Raw genomic sequence first — 18,852 nt, forward strand, 5'->3', positions numbered from 1 at the left:
TGCTAAGTTATTCTCCAATAATAATCTTATCAGGAATCCACACTGTCATTATTAATGAGGATTTGATGAATTTCTACGAGCGAAATCATAATTTGTTAGATGTCAAAAACTCAACTATTGAGGGGCTATAAATCTTACTTCATGGTATATATGCGCTTATATTTTGTGCATTTGAGACATTAAAAAAGGCTACTAACACTATGCTATATATAGCGTTAGTAGCCTTCGTTTAAATTGATATTTTACTCAGGTGAGGTTGTTAATATTAGGGTTTGACTGATAAATAGAGAAAAATAAAATTATGAAAAACTATAATCCGAGCGCAACCGAGCAAGTGATACTACTAACACCAAAGGGGCTGCTTAACGGCACCGAGCACTATCTGATTCCGATGTATCAGCGTAATTATGCTTGGGGCAATAGTGAGATTGAACAGCTTATTGTCGATATTATGGACGCTCAAATTGATGCGAAAAGTTCAAAGGAACATAAGAACTATTATCTAGGTACACTGGTAGTATTTGAAAGACCACAACTATCTTCAAAACGTACAGTGTTTGAAGTTATTGACGGTCAACAACGCTTTACTACTCTGAGCTTATTAATCATATATCTAAAGAATTACTTTACAACTATAGATAGCGACTATGATATGTCATGGTATACAGAACAAAACATTGAGTTTGAAAGCCGTCCGAAATCTACTCAGACGTTAGAGTTACTACTGAATGACAATCTAGAAACCTATGAGCACCTTCATGAAGCTAAGCTAAATCCCGCTATTATCAACGGCTATACGTCTATTAGAGAAGTAATGGAAAGTAAATTTATTTCCCCTAATAATGATAACCAACAACCCACTACAACCCTTCAAGAGTTTTGTGATTATCTATTTCAATATGTACAGATTGCTCGTGTACCTGTGCCTGACGAAACGGATTTAAATCATTATTTCGAAGTTATGAATAACCGAGGTGAGCAATTAGAGAAGCATGAAATTATTAAAGCACGTTTGTTGTCAGTCATTGAAAAGGCAAACGAAAGTGAGATAGCGCTTGCGGACAAACAACCAGTTAAAGCTTTGATTCATGATGTTTGGGAAGCCTGTGCCAATATGAATAAATACGTACAGTATGGCTTCAATACTACTTTACGCTTTAAGTTGTTTTCAGAGAATTTAACTCTTTTGCGGCCTAAAGATTTTGATGAACTGCTTAGGATATATAAAGACTCTGATAATCCTAACAATTCCCAGCCAGATAATGAACAGTATTCTGACTGTAACAATGATGCTCAAAACAATAAATTGAAGCCACTTCCTTCTCTTTTCCACATCCTTGAAAATGGTTTTGCCAGTCCACCTAACCCTAGCAATACCGCGGATAAAGAAGAAGATGACGGTAATAGTGAGACTTACTATAGCTTAGTGAATTTCTCAAGCTTTCTTTTACATGCTTTGAGAATCATGGTTAACGTGCAGTCCTCATATAAAAAAGACATCGCACTTGATGACAAACAGCTGCTAACCCAGTTTGAAACCTTTATCTTAAAACCATCCAACTTAGAAAATGCTCACACTTCAAATACTGAGCAAAGTATAGAAACTAACAATCAGATAACGCCTTTGTCTCAAGTAAAGACCTTTATATACTCATTACTTAAAAGCAAATTTATCTTTGATCACTTTATAATAAAGCGCAACACTCAAGACAGTAAAGGACAATGGACGCTTAATAAGCTAATCAAGAATGAAGATAAAAAAAACAGCTACTACAAAAATAGCTTTGAGACTGACACTGACAAACTAGTGATGTTGCAAAGTGCTTTTCATGTCTCAACTCCTACTACGAACTATAAGCACTGGCTTAATGCCGTTTTATATTATGCTTGTAAGCATTATAAACATGATGAAATGGGGCTTAATAGCGTAGCGTATCTTGACCATTTAGAAGAGATAGCTCGCGCCTTTATGTTAAAGCGTTATTTGACTGATGAACCTGATGATTATCATAAAATCATTTATCAAACCTCAGACTTCAATAAGCTATTGACTGAACATACCCATGACAACTTGAGTACTGATAATCTACGTATACAAATTAAGCAGTATCTCAGGTATGGCAATATCCGCAACATTTTTGTATTTAATTATTTAGATTATCTGCTTTGGTTAAACGGTAACTATCCTAAGTTTACCTTTACCGCTAGAAGCTCTGTAGAACACTTTTATCCACAAAATAAGCGAAACGACAGTATATTTTTGGAAGATAAAGACGCAAAAGATTCACTGTTGCACTCTTTTGGTAATTTATGTTTGATTAGCCATAGCCTTAATTCACGTGTGAGTAATGATATGCCTGATGTTAAGGTAAAGTATTTCTCACAAAATGGAAATATGCAAAGTGGGCAAATCGATAGCTTAAAGCTACTGAAAATGATTGATTGCATACAAGGTAAACCAGATGCGTGGGATAAAAAAATAATTGCTCAGCATGAAACTGAAATGTTAAATATTATGCTGCAAGGGCTAAATTTAGCAGGTGTATCTTATGAGTAACGTGGACGATATAGAAATATTCACTCAAAACCGTGTCATACGCTTTTTTACCGATACGCTAGGCTATCGCTATCTATGCAACTGGCAGTAAAAACATAGAGCGCGACACCTTGGAGCAATGGTTGAAAAAGTACGATTTTAGTATGCCCTGATCACACGTGCTATCAGTATCTTGAAAAAGGCAACCTTTTTAAGAAGTGGCATCAAGCTTGACCTCTGCTGTCAAATCTGTAGACATTAACTTGAGAGATTTTAATCAATAAATAGTCTGGTCTGGTCAGATCGATGTGAACCGCCCCGACTTTATCGGAGAGTGATTTACTTGAGTCAGGCAGCGATGCCTGACAGGGTTAAATTATCATAATACCGCTTTTCAAACTCAAAGGGTGACACATATCCAATCGTGCCATGTAAACGGGTTTTATTAAACCAGTCCACCCACTCAAGGGTTGCCAGTTCAACATCGTTCACACCAGTCCAGTTCTGCTTTAAATAGTCAATTACTTCAGATTTATAGAGTCCATTGACCGTTTCAGCCAGTGCATTGTCGTATGAATCACCTGTTGTACCAACAGAAGCAATCACGCCGCAGTCCGTCATCTTATCGGTATAGCGAATAGATAAGTACTGAACCCCTCGATCACTGTGATGAATCACATCTTTGGGATTGTTTCTATCTGTTATCGCTTGATTTAATGCTGCCATTACCATATCGGTATTCATACGATTAGATACTTTCCAGCCGACGATAGCGCGAGCAAACACATCAATAACAAAAGCGGTATTCGCCCAGCCGCTTATCGTCTTGATATAGGTAAAGTCTGCCACCCAGAGCTGGTTAGGGCGATGAGCGCTAAAGTTACGATTAACCAAGTCATCAGCACGCTTTTGATCATCACGGCTGTGAGTTGTTATTTTACCCTTACCGCGCCAGACACCTTGTAGGCCATGCTGTCTCATTAAACGCTCTATGGTACAACGAGCAACCTTTAACCCATCAGCTTTCATCTGCTGCCAGACTTTACGCGCACCATAACGGCATTTGCTGTCAGTCCAGATGCGTCTGATTTCACTGATGTAAAAGTCGTCATGCTGACTGCGAAGGGAACGCTTCTCAGGGCAATCCTCCAAGTCTTTAGCACGATAATAAGTTGACGGGGCAATCGGTAATACTCTACAGATCAGCTCGACCCCATAAAGATGTTTATTGTCGTCGATGAATTGAATCATGATTTTAGTCAGCGGTCGAGCTCCGCCTGGGCGAAAAAAGCCGCAGCCTTTCTGATGATTTCATTAGCTTGCTTGAGCTCTTTATTCTCGCGTTCAAGCTCTTTGATGCGTTCTTTGTCGCTTTGCGCTTGCACTGAGGCAGGAATAGTTTGATCGATGTGTTTTTTATGCCATGATCGTAGGGTTTCAGGCGTACAGCCAATCTTAGGGGCAATGGCTTGAATGGCTGACCATGTAGAGGGATAGTCGTTTTCTGCTTCGATCAGCATGCGAACGGCGCGTTCTTTAATCTCAGGAGTGTAGGTTTGTCTTTTCATTGTCGTATTCTCTCAGAATGTTGAGTCTCCGACAATCTCGGGGCGGTTCAATGGGACTGTCTGTGGCTAGCAAGTACAAAAGATGAAAACTAAATGGGGTAGCTGCAATATCGAGCAATGGCGAATATTACTTAATCTTGAATTGGCTAAAAAGCCCTTCCCGGTTTAGAGTATATTATCGTGCATGAGTTATTACACTTTAAGGAACGATAGCACAACGATAGATTTAAAGCATTATTAGATACACACATATCTGACTGGAGATCGAGACGTGACTTACTTGATCGGTTGCCTGTAGGTCAAAATGACTGGCAACAGCGAGAGTAGTATCTTATTGTCTGATCAGATATATAGATTCGCTACTTTTAAGCTAGATATAGGCTGGCTTGAGATTTGTCAGATGCTAACCACCTCATTAGTGCGGTTATAAGAATATCAATATCATAAATTCATATACGATGTGACTGATTTTTATAGAAGTAAAAAAGGTTGCCAACACTATATTGTGCATAGTGTTAGCAACCTTTCTTTAATTGGTATTTTACTTAGTTGATGTGCTTAATATTGGGGTTTGTCAATACCGGGGTTTGATTGTTAAAAACGATACAACCTTAAGGTTCAGTTAAGGTTGCTCCTTTATCATGCTTCCATGATGTTAATCGTGCTAAAAGCTTTTAGCCATTTGGAGACAGCTGATGTCATTATCTATTGATAGCACTCATACCTTGCAGAATGTTCTAAATACGACCTTCTATATTGAAGCCGTTAAGCCAATGTCAATATTGGAGGTGCAAGGAATACCTTCATCCCTATATATACGCGCCAGCACTCAAATTCCAATAGCGACATCGCCTACTTCATATACTCAAAATCAAGATGCCCAAGCATTCATCAAACAAATATATGAGTACATCCATCACGCTAGATTAAGCTACTTTATGCCTATTTTGTTTTCAGGTTTTGCCGATATGCCATCCTATGGCGATTGGTTATCCGCTGACGATGATACTTTGCCCGCGTTTAAAGGCACGAGCGTTGCTATCGGTCTAAAACCTATCTGTGAAGATAAGATATTTTTAGAGCAGTATTTAAACACGCCAATACAAAATGAGATCAGTAGAGTAGCAGGCGAGCTAGTCAATCGTCAGCGCATTTTTGAGATTGGCAATTTAGCATCAGGTTGTGCTGGTAGCGCGCGGCTTATGATAGCATTTTTGGTGTTTTATTTATCTACCCCTACCCTGAATCCTACGACTCATGAATACCAAACCAAAGCAGACTGGGTAGTGTGTACTGGCACCGATGCTGTGCGACATATATTGGCGCATATGGGCATTCGCAGCCATGTTATTGCCAAGGCCACTGCAGAAGCGCTAGAAGACCCTGAGCAAGTATCATCATGGGGCCATTACTATCAGCACAACCCTTTGGTGGTCGCCATCAATGTGGCAGATGCTAAGCGGGTATGCGCCCCTCATTATCGCTATAACGAAACGTTAGAGATGAATTATGCCACTCGTTTGACGCTAAATAAGATAACCGTTTAATACTCATTCATTAGCTTACCATCAACCAATAACACTGCACCACTACAAGACAGTGAGAATAACATGAAACCCATTTATACCGCGATATGTGAGCATGCCCGTCAGTCACCTATGCAAGTGGCGATACAGACGATAGACAATGACAAAACGATCAGTCTGACTTATGGCCAGCTTCAACGCACGTTGTCGGTGCTCCATGAGACATTAGACATATGGCAAGGCAAGCGTGTCGCTTTATATACCCATAATGATATAGATTGGATCATACTCGATTTGGCATTGAGTACCGTCGGCGCGGTCGTTGTGCCAATCCCCTTATTCTTTAGTGCATCACAAATTGCGCACTTACTACAAGATGCGCAGATAGAGACGGTATATGTTGGAGCTAGTTTAACAATGCCAATCATAGACAATATGGATCATTGGGTGATCGCTGATACACCAGAGACAAAAGCCATTAAGTCTGAGCAGGCGACTCATATCAAAGGTAGCTTTTATCAACTTACTGACACTATCATTGACCCTAGCCTTACCTCTCAAAATTCCTCTACTGCCAACGATTTTTGCAAAGTGACTTACACCTCAGGCAGTACTGGTATGCCAAAAGGCGTATGTTTGGGTCAAGATACTTTGATGCGTATTGTTGAGTCGTTATCGGGTGCGCTAGCTGACACCTTGAAAAATGACGCTGCTAACACTTCAGAAGTTACCGAGACCACAAGCAAATTTAGTCATTTGAGCGTGTTGCCTTTTGCCACTTTGTTAGAAAACGTGGCAGGCGTCTACGTGAGCCTATACATGGGCCGTACTTTGGTGACAGGGCAAATTGATCAATTTGGTTTGCTATCCAATCAAGCCTTTGATGCCGAGCGGCTGATAAAAACCGTACGAACCCATGATATCGCCAGTGTTATTTTATTACCACAAATGCTAAAAGCCATTTGCGAGCAAATGGCAGCTAATGAAAAATCCCAAATTTGCACAAGCACTAGTGGCGAGTGTACGCCTAGTATTGCTTTGCCATCCTTAAGATTTATGGCAGTAGGCGGCGGCAAAGTTTCACCCAAATTATTACAAGATGCTAACACCTTAAACTTGCCTGTCTATGAGGGCTATGGCTTGTCTGAATGTGGCTCTGTGGTCAGTCTAAATACGCCTAAAGCAAAGCGCGCAGGCAGCGTGGGCAAACCTATGCCTCATGCATCGGTCAGCATCGCAGCCAGTGGCGAAGTGATGGTCACGGGCAATGCGATGCAAGGCTACCTAAACCATGATAATAGCAACGAAGACCATGGCATCATTGCCACAGGGGATATCGGTCATCTAGATGACGACGGCTATTTATACATCACAGGTCGACGCAAAAACGTGCTTATTAGTAGTTTTGGCCGAAATATCTCGCCTGAATGGGTAGAAGCGCAGCTCTCAACGCAGCCTATTATCTATCAGGTGGCGGTACTCGGAGATGGTGAGCCTCATCTATCTGCGGTGATAGTCGCCAACCCTAACGCGACATCAGCAGATAACAGTGATTTACAATCTGCTATCAAACAAGCACTAAATATCGTAAACCAAACCTTGCCTGACTATGCTCGTATCAAACAGTGGCATCTAGCCGAGCTACCTTTCAGCACTGACAATGGATTATTAACCGATAACGGTAAATTGCGACGACTACAAATTCTTGAGACTTATAAATCAGCACTCGGCTTATAACGGACACTCTCACCAGCAGCACAACAGACTCTATTACTAAGCTTTTAATAAAACATAGTAGGAAAAATGCCGTTGACCGTTTAGATAGTACATAAATAGACCAAACCTAAATAGATCAAAGCTAGCCGTTAGCCTACATATATTTTTACCACTTATCGTTATAGGACAGCATTATGCAAACCACTCTTATGCTAAATGATTTGATAAAAAGTGACGTTATCGAAATTGACACTCCTGAGGTACTAACCTCTCAAGTGTCTGCCAGCGTATCATTACCTAAGACCTCTGATATTTTAACGGCCTTAAAAACCCATGGTTGGATGTTACTTCGAGGTCATCACTACGATGTGGACACGTTTAGTCAGTTGATGAGTCAACTGTGTCAGACCTTAACCTATGATCCTGCCCGTCAAAACATCACTTCTGAAGCCCAAAAAGTGGACGCAGGTGCGCATGCTATTGGACTACATATCGAAAATGGCAATACGCCGATGCCACCTGATGTCATTGCCTTTTTTAGTGAGTTAAGCGCCAAAAAAGGCTCACAAACAACGATATGTGATGGATATGCTGTGTATCAAGCACTATCACCTGAGCTAAAAGCCACTTTTAGTCAGCCGATGCGTATCAGTCGCTATTTACCTCAAGCAATTTGGCAAAATTACGTGGCTACTGCGACCGGCAGAACAGATGCCGCTGATCAAATAAGCTTGGATGATTTAGATAAATTTATCGCTGCGACGACGAGCAAGACGTTAACGCATCATGTAGAGCCTCAGACAGATGGCGGCGTTCGGTACGTGTTACAGGTACCTGCTATCCGAGAGGACAACTTAAGCGGGCAGTTCGCCTTTGCAAACACATTACTTGGGCCATCATTTAACTATGAAAAACCTAAGTTCACCCTAGCGAATAGTCAAAGCGTTGATGATGAGCTAATAGCCAAGCTGACTCGAATCTGTGAAGTGCATACTCAAGAAATTGCGTGGCAAAATGGTGATGTGGTGATACTAGACAACAAACGCATCATGCATGGTCGTCGACAAATTGACGTGCCCTTAGCAGAGCGTAAGCTGTATATTGCGATGGGTCTTGGAATTAAGCATGGCATTAATCACTCAGACGATTAGCAACAGCGCATATCACTACAATCCGTGCTTCAATAATCCATGCTTTAATAATAATTGTTCAACAAGGATGCGATATCATGACACTACCTAATGGTCAATCAGCCCTAATACAGTCTACCCTGCAATACACCATACTAATTGGTGCCACGGGTGGTATCGGACAAGAGATCGCACGGCAATTATGTGCCAATAATCGACCGGTAATCTTGATCGGGCGTAACAATCAAACCTTGACGCATTTAGTGGATGAGTTGACCAAAGACTATCCTGATGTCCCGCTTCTGTCTCATACATGTGACTTAAGCTCGCAGGCGTCGCAATCGCTACTGTTAGAGGGGCTGGGTGAAATGACACAAGGCCATGGAAACGTCATTGATACTGTCATACTCAATGCAGGTATCAATGACTTTGCATTACTCACGGATCAAAGTGATGATACGATCGAACAGATGATGTTGGTCAATGTGGCGTATCCACTACAGCTCATAAAAAGACTACTGCCTATCTTGATAGCACAGCATAGTCCGAGCCAAATAATCAGTGTTGGCTCAACCTTTGGCAGTATTGGCTACCCAGGTTTTAGTGCTTATAGCGCTAGCAAGTTTGCCTTACGCGGCGCAAGTGAAGCGTTAGGCCGCGAGTATGCCGACACCTCAGTGAAGTTTCGATATTTTGCGCCTAGAGCCACCAAGACCACCATGAATAAAGATGCAGTCGTCGCCATGAATGAGGCATTGAAAGTGAAAATGGACTCGCCTAAGACCGTCGCAAAAGCGTTGATTCACTTTATATCAACCAAGCAGGCGCATCAGCATTTGGGGTTTCCCGAGCGTTTTTTTGCATGGCTCAATCGACTGTTTCCCAACATTGTTGGCAATGCCATTGTCAAAGACCTACCCACCATCAAACAATACGCTAAAAAAGGACAGTAACCAGTTAGGTTGTCATGGAGTGAGTATGTTGTTAAATGGCCACGCCAAATAAGCGGCCAATCAATGAGGTTGCTACCATAGCTAGTACCCCCCAAACTACTACTCTAGTAGTAGCAGGAACAACAGGCGCACCGCCCAAACGAGCAGAGATGATCCCAAGTAGCATTAAGCCTACTATCGTCAAAGAGGCCAGTGACCAAACCAGTGTTTCCGCTGGTAATAGTAGTATCCCAATGATCGGTAGTATCGCCCCCGCTATAAATGATAGTCCAGAGGCAACTGATGCATGAATAGGCTTCGCTTCACTAAGATCCGTTAAGCCTATCTCATCACGAGCATGAGCCTCCAGGGCATTGTGCTCAGTCAAGCTTACGGCCACTTGATGTGCCAAATCATGCTCAAGTCCACGCGCTTCATAAATTTTTGTGAGCTCTATTAGCTCACGCTCAGCATTATGCGTCAGCTCATGTCTCTCTTTATCGAGATCCGCCTTTTCGGTATCCGCTTGTGATGAGACAGAAATATACTCGCCAGCCGCCATCGACAACGCACCTGCGGTCAACGCGGCCATGCCAGTCAACAGCAATGTCTGACTGCTTGGGCTGGCAGCCGCTACCCCAACCAATAAACTGGCTGTCGAAATCAAACCATCATTCGCACCCAGCACTGCTGCCCTCAACCAATGATTGCGATTGCTCAAATGTGCTTCGTCATGAATAGAATAATGATGCATAAAATCCTTAAAAGGTATAGACACGGATTGGTATATCCTAGTGTAGCTTATAATATCACTGCAGTTTATACCGCTTGATACTATAACGCTCCATACATAGTCATTTGAACGGTCAATCGAATTGCCAATTAAATAGTCACTTGACTTGTTTCATCATCAATAATCTATAGCTAGTCAATACAAAAACCAATGTCTGACTACTTGCATAAAATAACAGCAACGGTAATGCTCGACTGTCAGATCCCACCATAAACACATGGATGCTAATAAGCATATAAGCTGTAAAGGTCAAAAAGTGTAGCCATCGCCACACTGATTGACCAATATACTTCTTAATATAGAAACTGAATGCACAGATAAATAACAGCCAAAACCCCATCTGTCCCAATGCCACGCCCACCCGATCAGTCTGGAAACCAAAAGGTACTAAAATCTGCCATATATGCAGATTTAGATAGTTATCCGCCAATAAAATACCAGCATGAAAAGCGGCAAAGCCTACCGCTATCAGACTTAAATACTGATGCAAGGCAAATACCCTAGCCGCATTAAAATGCTTTCCTAAGCGTGTACTCAGTAATAAACCAAAAACCACTGCCAGCCAAAATAAAGCATAAGCAATCACACCACTTGCCCGTGATAAATACCAAAAATGCTTATCTGTGGCGGTCAGTAGTTGTGAGACCGTCTCTCCCCACATCAATAGCATGTAGCTGCCGACTCCGATGGCAATACTCAAAATCAATACAATCCACATAACCTGAACAAGAAGCGACGTATTAGAAGTAGCCTGGCTGTGAGTAAGATTGTCTGTATGCATGACGATACTCCTATGAATGCATCTACTTAATATATTGGTATCTGGCGTATAGAGCGTGAGTCGTTAGACGGCAACCAAGTTGGGCTCACTCAAATTTGGCTCAATAGCAATGGACGATATCACGTTGTTATTCGTATCAATTAAGAGCGCCGCAATATGATGCTGGTTCAGCCATGTTATTGCTTCTGTAACGCCGAGGAGCACACAATATTTTGCGTATACCTCTGCTGTTACAGTATCCGCAGCCATGACCGTTGCTGTCAGGACATCACTGATAGCCGGACGGGAATAATGAGGGTGAATTAAATGATGCTGCGGGCGACCTTTATGCCACCAGCGCCGATAATCTTGCCCAGAAGTGGCGACAGCACCAGATCTCAAAGTAAGAATTGCGACATCTTGGTCGTTTTGCATATGCTCGCCATTAGCACAGTAAGGTTTAGCAATTGCCACGCCCCAAACAATTGGACTGTCTATTGCATTATCTAGGGCTTGGCTTCTTGGGACACCGATTGCTATATCACCGCCCATATCTACCAAACAAGGGAGTTGCCAGTCATGACTTCGACTAATCTGCTCAGCTAATTGCATGGCACACCAGCCTTTGACATAACCATTCAAATCAAGTGCTATTCCAGCGGGCAGGTAGATCTGATGCTGACCATCAACCAATCGGCGACACTGAATACTGTCTATTTGCTGATTAGGATTGTTAGCATTGGGTTGAGCTTGTAAGTATGTGGCGGCATTTGAGCCAGAGTTTGAGGTAATTACGGGTATAGATGGCGTAGACATTTTTGGCAAGGTTTCAAATGACTGCCTATAACCAGCAGCCCAGAGCGGTTTGAGTAAGGTTGGGGTTATGAGACCTTGAGTTTCTACAACAAAATATATGGCGCGACCTAAGACCTCAAACAACTCTGCACTTACCTCCCTCCATTGGTCGGTATGATTATTAAGTCTCATGAGCTCACTGGTTTCATCGAAACGACTAAATATATGCTCCCAGCGTGCTAAACGCTGCTGAGTTTCACTTTTTAACAAAGAAATTTGGTGATCTATTATTTCCTGCGAGTGCTGTGTGCCAATCTTGGTAATGTTTAACGTTATTTGAATGTGGCAACCCATCGCCGCCAGTTTCAGAGTCGCCAATTTTGTCGTGTTCTTACTCATCAGAAGACTCCATTTTTTGCGATAGGGTATAAGCTCAATAATTACTCATCTTTGCTTATTTATTGATTTGCTGGTTATTGAGAAGAACGCGTACGGGCGACGACTGTTATTGCCTCTACAGGAGCAGCTTCATTGACCTGCCTCAGCTGTGTGATGTCAACAATGGGTATTGATGCAGCAGCTAGCTCACCACTCCCAGAATCTGTAGTATTTACAGTGACGGCGCTCACAGATGGGCTGTCTGTCTCTTGATTGAGCAAAAATAACCATCCACCCATCGTGCCTGCAATCGATGCAATCATGATACTGCTTTTAAGAAAGGCGAACGGATCAGCTTTTTTACTCGTCTTATTAGCAGGTTTCTTTGGAGTTGCTTGGGCCGTTGATTGTGTATTAGTCATCATAATCATCTTCCTCCTCATGGTGTTTGTAGCTCGTTGCGATTAGATGATCACTCTTTTTGTAATCCTCGTCACGGTATTTGCCGACTTTTTCATTTTCGTCCCTGTCGTCATCATGATGCTCATCTCGATCATCTTCATCGTAGTCTTCATAAAAATTCTCAACACGATAATTATTGGTCGCTACCGGATTTAGAACCGTGCCTAAATTGGCGTCAATATAAGTGGCGCTATTATCTAATAGCACTTCATAAGCGACCTTACCGTTATAGTTGATGAGCTCTGGATTGGCCTGCAATATCGCATTGGGTGCGTCTTGTTTTGCCAGTGCTGTCGCTTGCGCAGGGCTAAGCGCAGCAAGAGGTAACTGCTGCACCGATGAGGATGAGGCGTTAGGTGTGATGTCAGTATTTTGAGTGATAGGATCAGCTACTGATAAAGTACTAGCAGGTTCGGGAGACTGCACGGCTAAGGCAATAACCCCACCAAAGAATACTAAGGAAGTCGCACCGACAGTTAATAATAGTGGTCTTAAGAGCGGTAGGCTCACAGGTTGTACTCCATATAATGTTATTAGGGAATACGAGTAGCATACGCACTGAATATTAACTCAAACTTAAGACAGTATGATTTATTTTTTTACAACGGTTTTGAGAGTGGGCTTTTACTTTTAACTGTTACCACAAAGCCTGTTTCTGGTTGAGAGCGGTTGGCAAACGCTAAGGTGAGGTTGTGCAGCTCGGCGATTCGATTGGCGATTGACAGTCCTAGCCCACTACCTAGTTGGGTTTGACCTGCTGGACGGTAGAAGCGTTCGCTCAGGCGCGCTAGCTGCTCTGGGTCTGCACCCAAGCCATTATCCACCACTTTAATATTATCAACATCTAACTGCAGTTCAATCAGACAGCCCTCTGGGCAATAGCGGATGGCATTGTCTAGTAAATTGCGGATTAATAGCTTAAATAATACTGGATTGATAAGAATGGGCAAAATATCGGCAGGATTGTCACAGTGTACGGTGCGTTTTAATTGAATGTGTTTTTCACGAGCCAAGCGGTTGAAATCACTCAGTACAGAATCTGTGAGCATCAGCCAGTCTGGATGCTCTAATTGCTCAGGAGGCAACTGCTGTTGCGGCTCTATCTTGGCTAAAACCAATAATTGATCGACCAAATGGGTCGCACGCTCAATGCCATCGCTAATCTTTTGTGTGTGATAAAACAACTGATTGTCGTTTTCTATGCCAGACAGTTGTAATAGCTGCTGCTGTAACAAGTCTGCTTGTAGTTTGAGCGCAGCCAGTGGACTACGCAGCTCATGAGAAGCATCAGCGGTAAAGCGTTGTTCACGTGCCAAGGTATCTGCCACTTTTATAAACAAAACGTTTAAAGCGGTCACCAAAGGCTGAATCTCTTTTGGTACGTCTGCTGTGATAGGACTATCATCTTGCAGCTTGCGCTGTTCCACCTCGGCACTGATTTGGCTTAACGGCATCAGTCCGTGTCGTATCAATCCGATAGCCAAAATCATGAAGGAAAATAGCCCAATCAACATAGGCAACACTTGCACAGACATTGCTTCGACAATCATTTCTCGGCGAGAATCAAGGTTTTGACCAACAGCGATCACTCGGCCTTCATGCGTGTCATCGTAGCCATTGTCACCATTATAGTCATCATGCGCATAAAATAACCGCCAGCGTTTGCTAAAAGGGTTTAGGCGCTGATAAGCAGAGTTATATTCTTCTAAAAAACCACGCTGGTCTGGCAGAAAAGAAAATGACTGACCATTTTCATCAGCCACTAATAGATGTCCTTCTTTATCCCAAATGGCAAAGCCCATATAGTCATCTTCAGCATCACCCAGGTCACCTGACAGCTCTTTACTTTTTAAATTATATATTTTGGCAGCGGGCTTTTCGCTCTTTTCTCTATGATGCTCTCCTTTACCTTCCTCTTGGTCGCTGTCTTCTTGTTCTCCAGTTTTTGGATCCCCATCTTGTGAATCACTGTCATCAGCAGATACGCCCATCAAATATCGAACCACTTGAGTGATTTGCGTGTCATTCATCTCATTAATTTCATGCCATAACCGCCAAGCAATAAAGCTCGATGTGATAAGCCATAGTAAGGGTAGACCAATGAGTAAAGAGATTAACAGCCGCTGCTGGATACTTTTCATAAGCTCACATGTTGCTCATATATTAAAAGCCAAATTGAACATAAACACTTTAATGGCTATGTGCTGGATTGAGATAGTAGCCGATGCCGCGTTTGGTTAAAATAAAATCATTGCCCAGTTTTTTGCGTAAATGATGGATATGCACTTCAATAGCATTACTCTCAATATCCTGTTGCCAACCATAGAGCTTGTCCTCTAAGCTGGCTCGACTATGAATCTGTTTAGGATGAGTTAGCATTTGCTCTAGTATGGCCACTTCTTTGATGGTTAGCTCAATGACTTGACCTTGATAAGAGACTTGGTGATTGTGAGGCCAATAAGCGACTTCACCATAACGAATCTCAGGTTGGCTCCGTCCCTGACTACGCCGTATCAATGCTTGCAGACGGGCAACCACTTCATCTAGTGCAAATGGCTTGACTAGATAATCATCTGCGCCTGCATTGAGTCCAGCCACGCGATTGGCAATCGCGTCACGAGCCGTAATAATCAACACCGGTGTGTCTAGCTGTTTATAGCGCCAATTTTGTAGCACAGTCATACCATCACCTTTTGGCAACGTCAGATCGAGCAACACCGCATCAAACATATCCTCTTGCAGTGCCATTTCACCTTGCCTAGCATCACTAAACCAATCGACCATCATGCCATGGCTTTTTAGCCCGACAACAATACCTTCAGCAATATTGCTATCGTCTTCTATTAATAGTATGCGTGCCATGACTGTCCTGTTTCGTTGATTATTTTATCTTGGGCGACGCGTCGTTACCGTTTTATTACCGGTTATCATCGACTTAATCAGATTTTGCCGTTCCCAATAACTCATGACAATCGCAGAGATAATGTGTAACGGGACAAGTGAGTATAAACTATTGGCAAGTATTTCATGAATTTCTTCAAGGATGTCTTTACTACCGAAAATTCTTGCCTCCATCAAATAACCACTCACGCCTAACCCTATAATCACGGCCCATAACAATAGCATCATAATGGCAGCCAATGGGTTATGACCAAGATGCTGCTCATCCATACGGCGAGCACTTAAATCAGATAGGTGACGTTTAATACGAGACGATGTAGGAAAAAAGTCACTGAAGCGTGCATAGCGAGTGCCAACTAAACCCCAAAGCAAACGTACAACCACTAACCCTACCACGGTATAACCGACATATTGATGCAGCTCACTGCCTTCTTCGGTAAAAAGCAAATTAGCAGTGATACCAGCCGCGACGGCCCAGTGAGTCACTCTGACCAAAATATCCCAAACTCGTACTTGTCTGGTTTTAGGAATGTTTGATAACAATATATCAGACTCGTGTGTCGGATTCGTTGTACTGTTTTGGTCCATGGTCATCACTCCCTTAATAGTTCGTTTATTTTTTGACGATATAATTGCTAGACATCAAACCTAGGCGAGATACCGCTAGTAGGCTAGACGTTACATCATCTGCTCTACTGCTATTACAACAAACAAACCTTAAGGCTAGCTTAGGAAGCTAAAAACCAAACACTCATATAGTGAGTAATATGTCATGACATTTCTAGGTGGTGATAAAAAATACCGTTTAAAATACCGTTGCTAGCAACATTATTTTTTAAACGGCACAATATTAGAATAAAAGCTGAGACGAATCCAATAATTAATTTATCGTAGTTCGCCTTTAAAGCGTTTACGCACCTGATGCAAGTACAGAGCCGGTGCGACTCGCTACAGTAAGCTGCCAAGGTGCGAAACAGGTTCAGGCAATATCCAGCGTTTGCGTCGCTGCAAACCTTGATCGATCCGTTCGGCCATCCCTTCAGTACTGCGCATACTCCGGCAATCCTCCCGATAAATAAGAACGCTTAGAAATAGAGATTAACTGCTAAACTATCAGCAGAAGAACCCTATGAAAAAGATCCGCTTTAGCGACAACCAAATCGTCAACATCTTAAAGCAAGCAGAGCAAGGTGTCCCTATCACTGAGCTATGCCGTGACCACAATATTGGACAAAGCACCCTTTATAACTGGCGTTCTAAATACGGCGGTATGGATGCCTCTTTAATCTCACGTCTTAAAGAGCTTGAAATTGAGAACGCTCGACTAAAGAAGATGTATGCCGATGAATGTCTTAAATCTGACATATTACAGAATGTCATGTCAAAAAAATGGTAGCGCCATCAAGGCGCCGTGAGATGGCTTGTCACTACCTTGAAGAGCGTTTTATTAGCATACGCAGGGCTTGCCATATCTTTAACATCAGCGTCACTTGCTACTATCATAAGTCAGTTGCCTCTGATGAAAACAAGCTAATAGCGGATTTATTAATAGATCTGACGCAGAAGAATAAGAATTGGGGCTTTGGATTATGCTTTTTAAGTCTGTATAACTTTCTGGGGTTGCCCTACAACCACAAACGCGTCGTGTATCGCATCTACTGCGATCTTGAATTGAACCTTAGAATCAAGCCCAAGCGCCGTATTAAACGTGACAAACCCATACCTCTAGCAGTACCTGATAGTATCAATCAAAGCTGGAGCATGGACTTTATGCCTGATGCGCTAACCGTTGAGATTGACTTTTCACTACCTGCTCAAAGAGTGATACGCGGTCTGAATCAGCTGATTGAATATCGAGGCAAGCCTGATCAAGTGAGATGTGACAACGGTCCTGAGTACATTAGTAATGCACTCAAAGACTGGGCACTAGAGCAAGATATTGCTATCAGATATATTGAGCCTGGTCATCCACAGCAAAATGCTTATGTAGAGCGCTATAATAGAACGATGCGGTATGATTGGTTAAACCAAGAGCTGTTTACTACTTTAGCTCAAGTCAGAGAACAAGCAGAACACTGGTTGTACCACTACAATAACGAGCGCCCGAACATGGGCAATGGCGGCTTTACGCCAATGCAGAAACTATTTCACGCAGCTTAATTCTATTAGATTAGTGTCTTAGGTTTGGGTGGGTTACCACTTGAATTAAACTTGGAATAGGTATGCCAATAACTAGTTCTGAATGAGCTGGTTCAGGCATTTCTGTTATTCGTGATGTTGAGGCATATTTATTTGATATAAGGCAAGGTACGGTAAAACGTACTATTTAGGCTTGGAAAACTATGGCTGCACCTAAGGTCTATTCATCATCGGATTACTCAGACAGTTGATTAAAAACCTACTCCTACACTAAATATTTGTATTTTTGATCTGTTTCTCAGCGACTGCAATGTACTAGCCAGAACATAACTGCTTAGGTGATGATGACTTCGCTATCGAGGGACTGAAAATCTGATTATAATGAACGTATAAACTTACTTTTAAATATTAAAAACATAAAAAAAGGTTGCCAATGCTATACCAAATATAGCCTCGGTAACCTTTTTTAATTTGGCATTTTACTTAGGTGATATTGTTAATATTGGGGTTTGAGCTTGAATCTTTGCAGGAATGGTTTTATCAATGTGCTTTTTATGCCATGATCGTAGGGTCTCAGGCGTGCAACCTATCTTTGGCGCTATGGCTTTGATGGCTGACCAGGTGGATGGGTAATCGTCTTTAGCTTCAATTAGCATACGGACGGCGCGCTCTTTCATTTCAGGAGTGTAGGTTTGTCTTTTCATTGTCGTATTCTCTCAGAATGTTAAGTCTCCGACAATACCGGGGCGGTTCAATGTGTGTGCTAAGTTATTCTCCAATAATAATCTTATCAGGAATCCACACTGTCATTATTAATGAGGATTTGATGAATTTCTACGAGCGAAATCATAATTTGTTAGATGTCAAAAACTCAACTATTGAGGGGCTATAAATCTTACTTCATGGTATATATGCGCTTATATTTTGTGCATTTGAGACATTAAAAAAGGCTACTAACACTATGCTATATATAGCGTTAGTAGCCTTCGTTTAAATTGATATTTTACTCAGGTGAGGTTGTTAATATTAGGGTTTGATATGGGGGTTTGATATGGGGGTATGAACAAAATGCCACTTTTATCTTTTTTAGTATTGACTGCTTTGGGTTCTAGTGTTTGGACAACTGTACTGACGCTTGCAGGTTACCACTTCGGCAAAAACTACGAGGTTATAGAGACTGCGTTAGCACCCTATTCAAAGATTTTTTTATCGATTG

16 protein-coding genes, 1 pseudogene and 1 other annotated feature are annotated in these 18,852 nt (G+C 42.1%); of the genes and pseudogenes, 7 read left to right on the forward strand and 10 right to left on the reverse strand.

What is annotated here, in order from left to right:
• The first annotated feature begins 301 nt into the window (after positions 1–301).
• Positions 302–2,557: a DUF262 domain-containing protein gene (locus AAEY80_RS10120; RefSeq protein WP_025653067.1), complete on the forward strand. Its 2,256-nt coding sequence runs from the start codon at positions 302–304 to the stop codon at positions 2,555–2,557.
• A gap of 327 nt (positions 2,558–2,884) precedes the next feature.
• On the opposite strand, the gene AAEY80_RS10125 is transcribed toward AAEY80_RS10120, so the two are convergent.
• Positions 2,885–4,104, reverse strand: a protein-coding gene (locus tag AAEY80_RS10125; RefSeq protein ID WP_392397033.1) for an IS3 family transposase whose coding sequence is annotated in 2 segments (ribosomal slippage) — positions 2,885–3,828 and positions 3,828–4,104 — 1,221 coding nt in all. Because the reading frame shifts where the segments join, the coding sequence is not laid out codon by codon here.
• Positions 3,713–3,829, reverse strand: a sequence feature (AL1L pseudoknot). Its footprint overlaps the gene before it by 117 nt.
• 82 nt (positions 4,105–4,186) lie before the next feature.
• Between AAEY80_RS10125 and AAEY80_RS10130 the strand changes: the two genes are divergently transcribed.
• From AAEY80_RS10130 to AAEY80_RS10150, 5 genes are all read left to right on the forward strand, one after another.
• Positions 4,187–4,273: a DUF45 domain-containing protein gene (locus tag AAEY80_RS10130; protein ID WP_240990549.1), complete on the forward strand. Its 87-nt coding sequence runs from the start codon at positions 4,187–4,189 to the stop codon at positions 4,271–4,273.
• Between the two features lie 526 nt (positions 4,274–4,799).
• Positions 4,800–5,651: a thermostable hemolysin gene (locus tag AAEY80_RS10135; protein ID WP_025653052.1), complete on the forward strand. Its 852-nt coding sequence runs from the start codon at positions 4,800–4,802 to the stop codon at positions 5,649–5,651.
• Positions 5,652–5,714: 63 nt separating this feature from the next.
• Positions 5,715–7,367, forward strand: a complete 1,653-nt coding sequence (locus AAEY80_RS10140) for an AMP-binding protein (protein WP_025653053.1) — start codon at positions 5,715–5,717, stop codon at positions 7,365–7,367.
• Positions 7,368–7,540: 173 nt separating this feature from the next.
• Positions 7,541–8,497 carry a TauD/TfdA family dioxygenase gene (locus AAEY80_RS10145; protein ID WP_025653054.1) on the forward strand — a complete coding sequence of 319 codons (957 nt, stop codon included), beginning with the start codon at positions 7,541–7,543 and terminating at the stop codon, positions 8,495–8,497.
• A 77-nt stretch (positions 8,498–8,574) separates the two neighbouring features.
• Positions 8,575–9,429, forward strand: a complete 855-nt coding sequence (locus AAEY80_RS10150) for an SDR family oxidoreductase (protein ID WP_025653055.1) — start codon at positions 8,575–8,577, stop codon at positions 9,427–9,429.
• A gap of 31 nt (positions 9,430–9,460) precedes the next feature.
• On the opposite strand, the gene AAEY80_RS10155 is transcribed toward AAEY80_RS10150, so the two are convergent.
• The 8 genes from AAEY80_RS10155 to AAEY80_RS10190 all read right to left on the reverse strand — a co-directional run bounded on the left by AAEY80_RS10155 (position 9,461) and on the right by AAEY80_RS10190 (position 16,085).
• Positions 9,461–10,162, reverse strand: a complete 702-nt coding sequence (locus AAEY80_RS10155; protein WP_025653056.1) for a VIT1/CCC1 transporter family protein — start codon at positions 10,160–10,162, stop codon at positions 9,461–9,463.
• A gap of 136 nt (positions 10,163–10,298) precedes the next feature.
• A complete protein-coding gene (locus tag AAEY80_RS10160) occupies positions 10,299–10,982 on the reverse strand; it encodes a DUF8596 domain-containing protein (RefSeq protein ID WP_025653057.1) in 684 nt (227 codons plus the stop codon).
• A gap of 63 nt (positions 10,983–11,045) precedes the next feature.
• The gene (locus AAEY80_RS10165) at positions 11,046–12,155 is read right to left on the reverse strand and encodes an FAD:protein FMN transferase (protein WP_084212341.1); all 1,110 of its coding nucleotides are present in this window, start codon (positions 12,153–12,155) and stop codon (positions 11,046–11,048) included.
• A 74-nt stretch (positions 12,156–12,229) separates the two neighbouring features.
• On the reverse strand, positions 12,230–12,559 hold the full coding sequence (locus AAEY80_RS10170; RefSeq protein WP_227502415.1) for a hypothetical protein: 330 nt from the start codon (positions 12,557–12,559) through the stop codon (positions 12,230–12,232).
• Positions 12,549–13,106 carry a PepSY domain-containing protein gene (locus AAEY80_RS10175; RefSeq protein ID WP_160022935.1) on the reverse strand — a complete coding sequence of 186 codons (558 nt, stop codon included), beginning with the start codon at positions 13,104–13,106 and terminating at the stop codon, positions 12,549–12,551. The genes AAEY80_RS10170 and AAEY80_RS10175 overlap by 11 nt, the downstream gene beginning before the upstream one ends.
• A gap of 89 nt (positions 13,107–13,195) precedes the next feature.
• Positions 13,196–14,737 carry an ATP-binding protein gene (locus AAEY80_RS10180; protein WP_298980016.1) on the reverse strand — a complete coding sequence of 514 codons (1,542 nt, stop codon included), beginning with the start codon at positions 14,735–14,737 and terminating at the stop codon, positions 13,196–13,198.
• A 49-nt stretch (positions 14,738–14,786) separates the two neighbouring features.
• Positions 14,787–15,458: a response regulator gene (locus AAEY80_RS10185; RefSeq protein WP_025653062.1), complete on the reverse strand. Its 672-nt coding sequence runs from the start codon at positions 15,456–15,458 to the stop codon at positions 14,787–14,789.
• Positions 15,459–15,482: 24 nt separating this feature from the next.
• A complete protein-coding gene (locus AAEY80_RS10190) occupies positions 15,483–16,085 on the reverse strand; it encodes a cytochrome b/b6 domain-containing protein (protein ID WP_160022933.1) in 603 nt (200 codons plus the stop codon).
• Between the two features lie 541 nt (positions 16,086–16,626).
• On the opposite strand from AAEY80_RS10190, the gene AAEY80_RS10195 reads away from it, so the two are divergent.
• Positions 16,627–17,657 (forward strand): integrase core domain-containing protein gene (locus AAEY80_RS10195; protein ID WP_167514317.1). Its coding sequence is split into 2 segments: positions 16,627–16,879 and positions 16,879–17,657, totalling 1,032 coding nucleotides; codons are not numbered across the junction.
• Between the two features lie 494 nt (positions 17,658–18,151).
• Here the strand turns inward: AAEY80_RS10195 and AAEY80_RS10200 are convergent.
• Positions 18,152–18,340: pseudogene (locus AAEY80_RS10200) on the reverse strand (IS3 family transposase); the annotation flags it as partial.
• Positions 18,341–18,852: the final 512 nt, after the last annotated feature.

It is taken from the genome of Psychrobacter sp. 78a-MNA-CIBAN-0178, from assembly GCF_040309625.1.
GTDB classification, from domain to species: Bacteria; Pseudomonadota; Gammaproteobacteria; order Pseudomonadales; family Moraxellaceae; genus Psychrobacter; species Psychrobacter okhotskensis.

Bases quoted from the DNA above. Each gene is read 5' to 3' on its own strand.
- AAEY80_RS10120 (WP_025653067.1), top strand. From the start codon at position 302: ATGAAAAACTATAATCCGAGCGCAACCGAGCAAGTGATACTACTAACA.
- AAEY80_RS10130 (WP_240990549.1), top strand. From the start codon at position 4,187: ATGAAAACTAAATGGGGTAGCTGCAATATCGAGCAATGGCGAATATTA.
- AAEY80_RS10135 (WP_025653052.1), top strand. From the start codon at position 4,800: ATGTCATTATCTATTGATAGCACTCATACCTTGCAGAATGTTCTAAAT.
- AAEY80_RS10140 (WP_025653053.1), top strand. From the start codon at position 5,715: ATGAAACCCATTTATACCGCGATATGTGAGCATGCCCGTCAGTCACCT.
- AAEY80_RS10145 (WP_025653054.1), top strand. From the start codon at position 7,541: ATGCAAACCACTCTTATGCTAAATGATTTGATAAAAAGTGACGTTATC.
- AAEY80_RS10150 (WP_025653055.1), top strand. From the start codon at position 8,575: ATGACACTACCTAATGGTCAATCAGCCCTAATACAGTCTACCCTGCAA.
- AAEY80_RS10155 (WP_025653056.1), bottom strand. From the start codon at position 10,162: ATGCATCATTATTCTATTCATGACGAAGCACATTTGAGCAATCGCAAT.
- AAEY80_RS10160 (WP_025653057.1), bottom strand. From the start codon at position 10,982: ATGCATACAGACAATCTTACTCACAGCCAGGCTACTTCTAATACGTCG.
- AAEY80_RS10165 (WP_084212341.1), bottom strand. From the start codon at position 12,155: ATGAGTAAGAACACGACAAAATTGGCGACTCTGAAACTGGCGGCGATG.
- AAEY80_RS10170 (WP_227502415.1), bottom strand. From the start codon at position 12,559: ATGATGACTAATACACAATCAACGGCCCAAGCAACTCCAAAGAAACCT.
- AAEY80_RS10180 (WP_298980016.1), bottom strand. From the start codon at position 14,737: ATGAAAAGTATCCAGCAGCGGCTGTTAATCTCTTTACTCATTGGTCTA.
- AAEY80_RS10185 (WP_025653062.1), bottom strand. From the start codon at position 15,458: ATGGCACGCATACTATTAATAGAAGACGATAGCAATATTGCTGAAGGT.
- AAEY80_RS10190 (WP_160022933.1), bottom strand. From the start codon at position 16,085: ATGGACCAAAACAGTACAACGAATCCGACACACGAGTCTGATATATTG.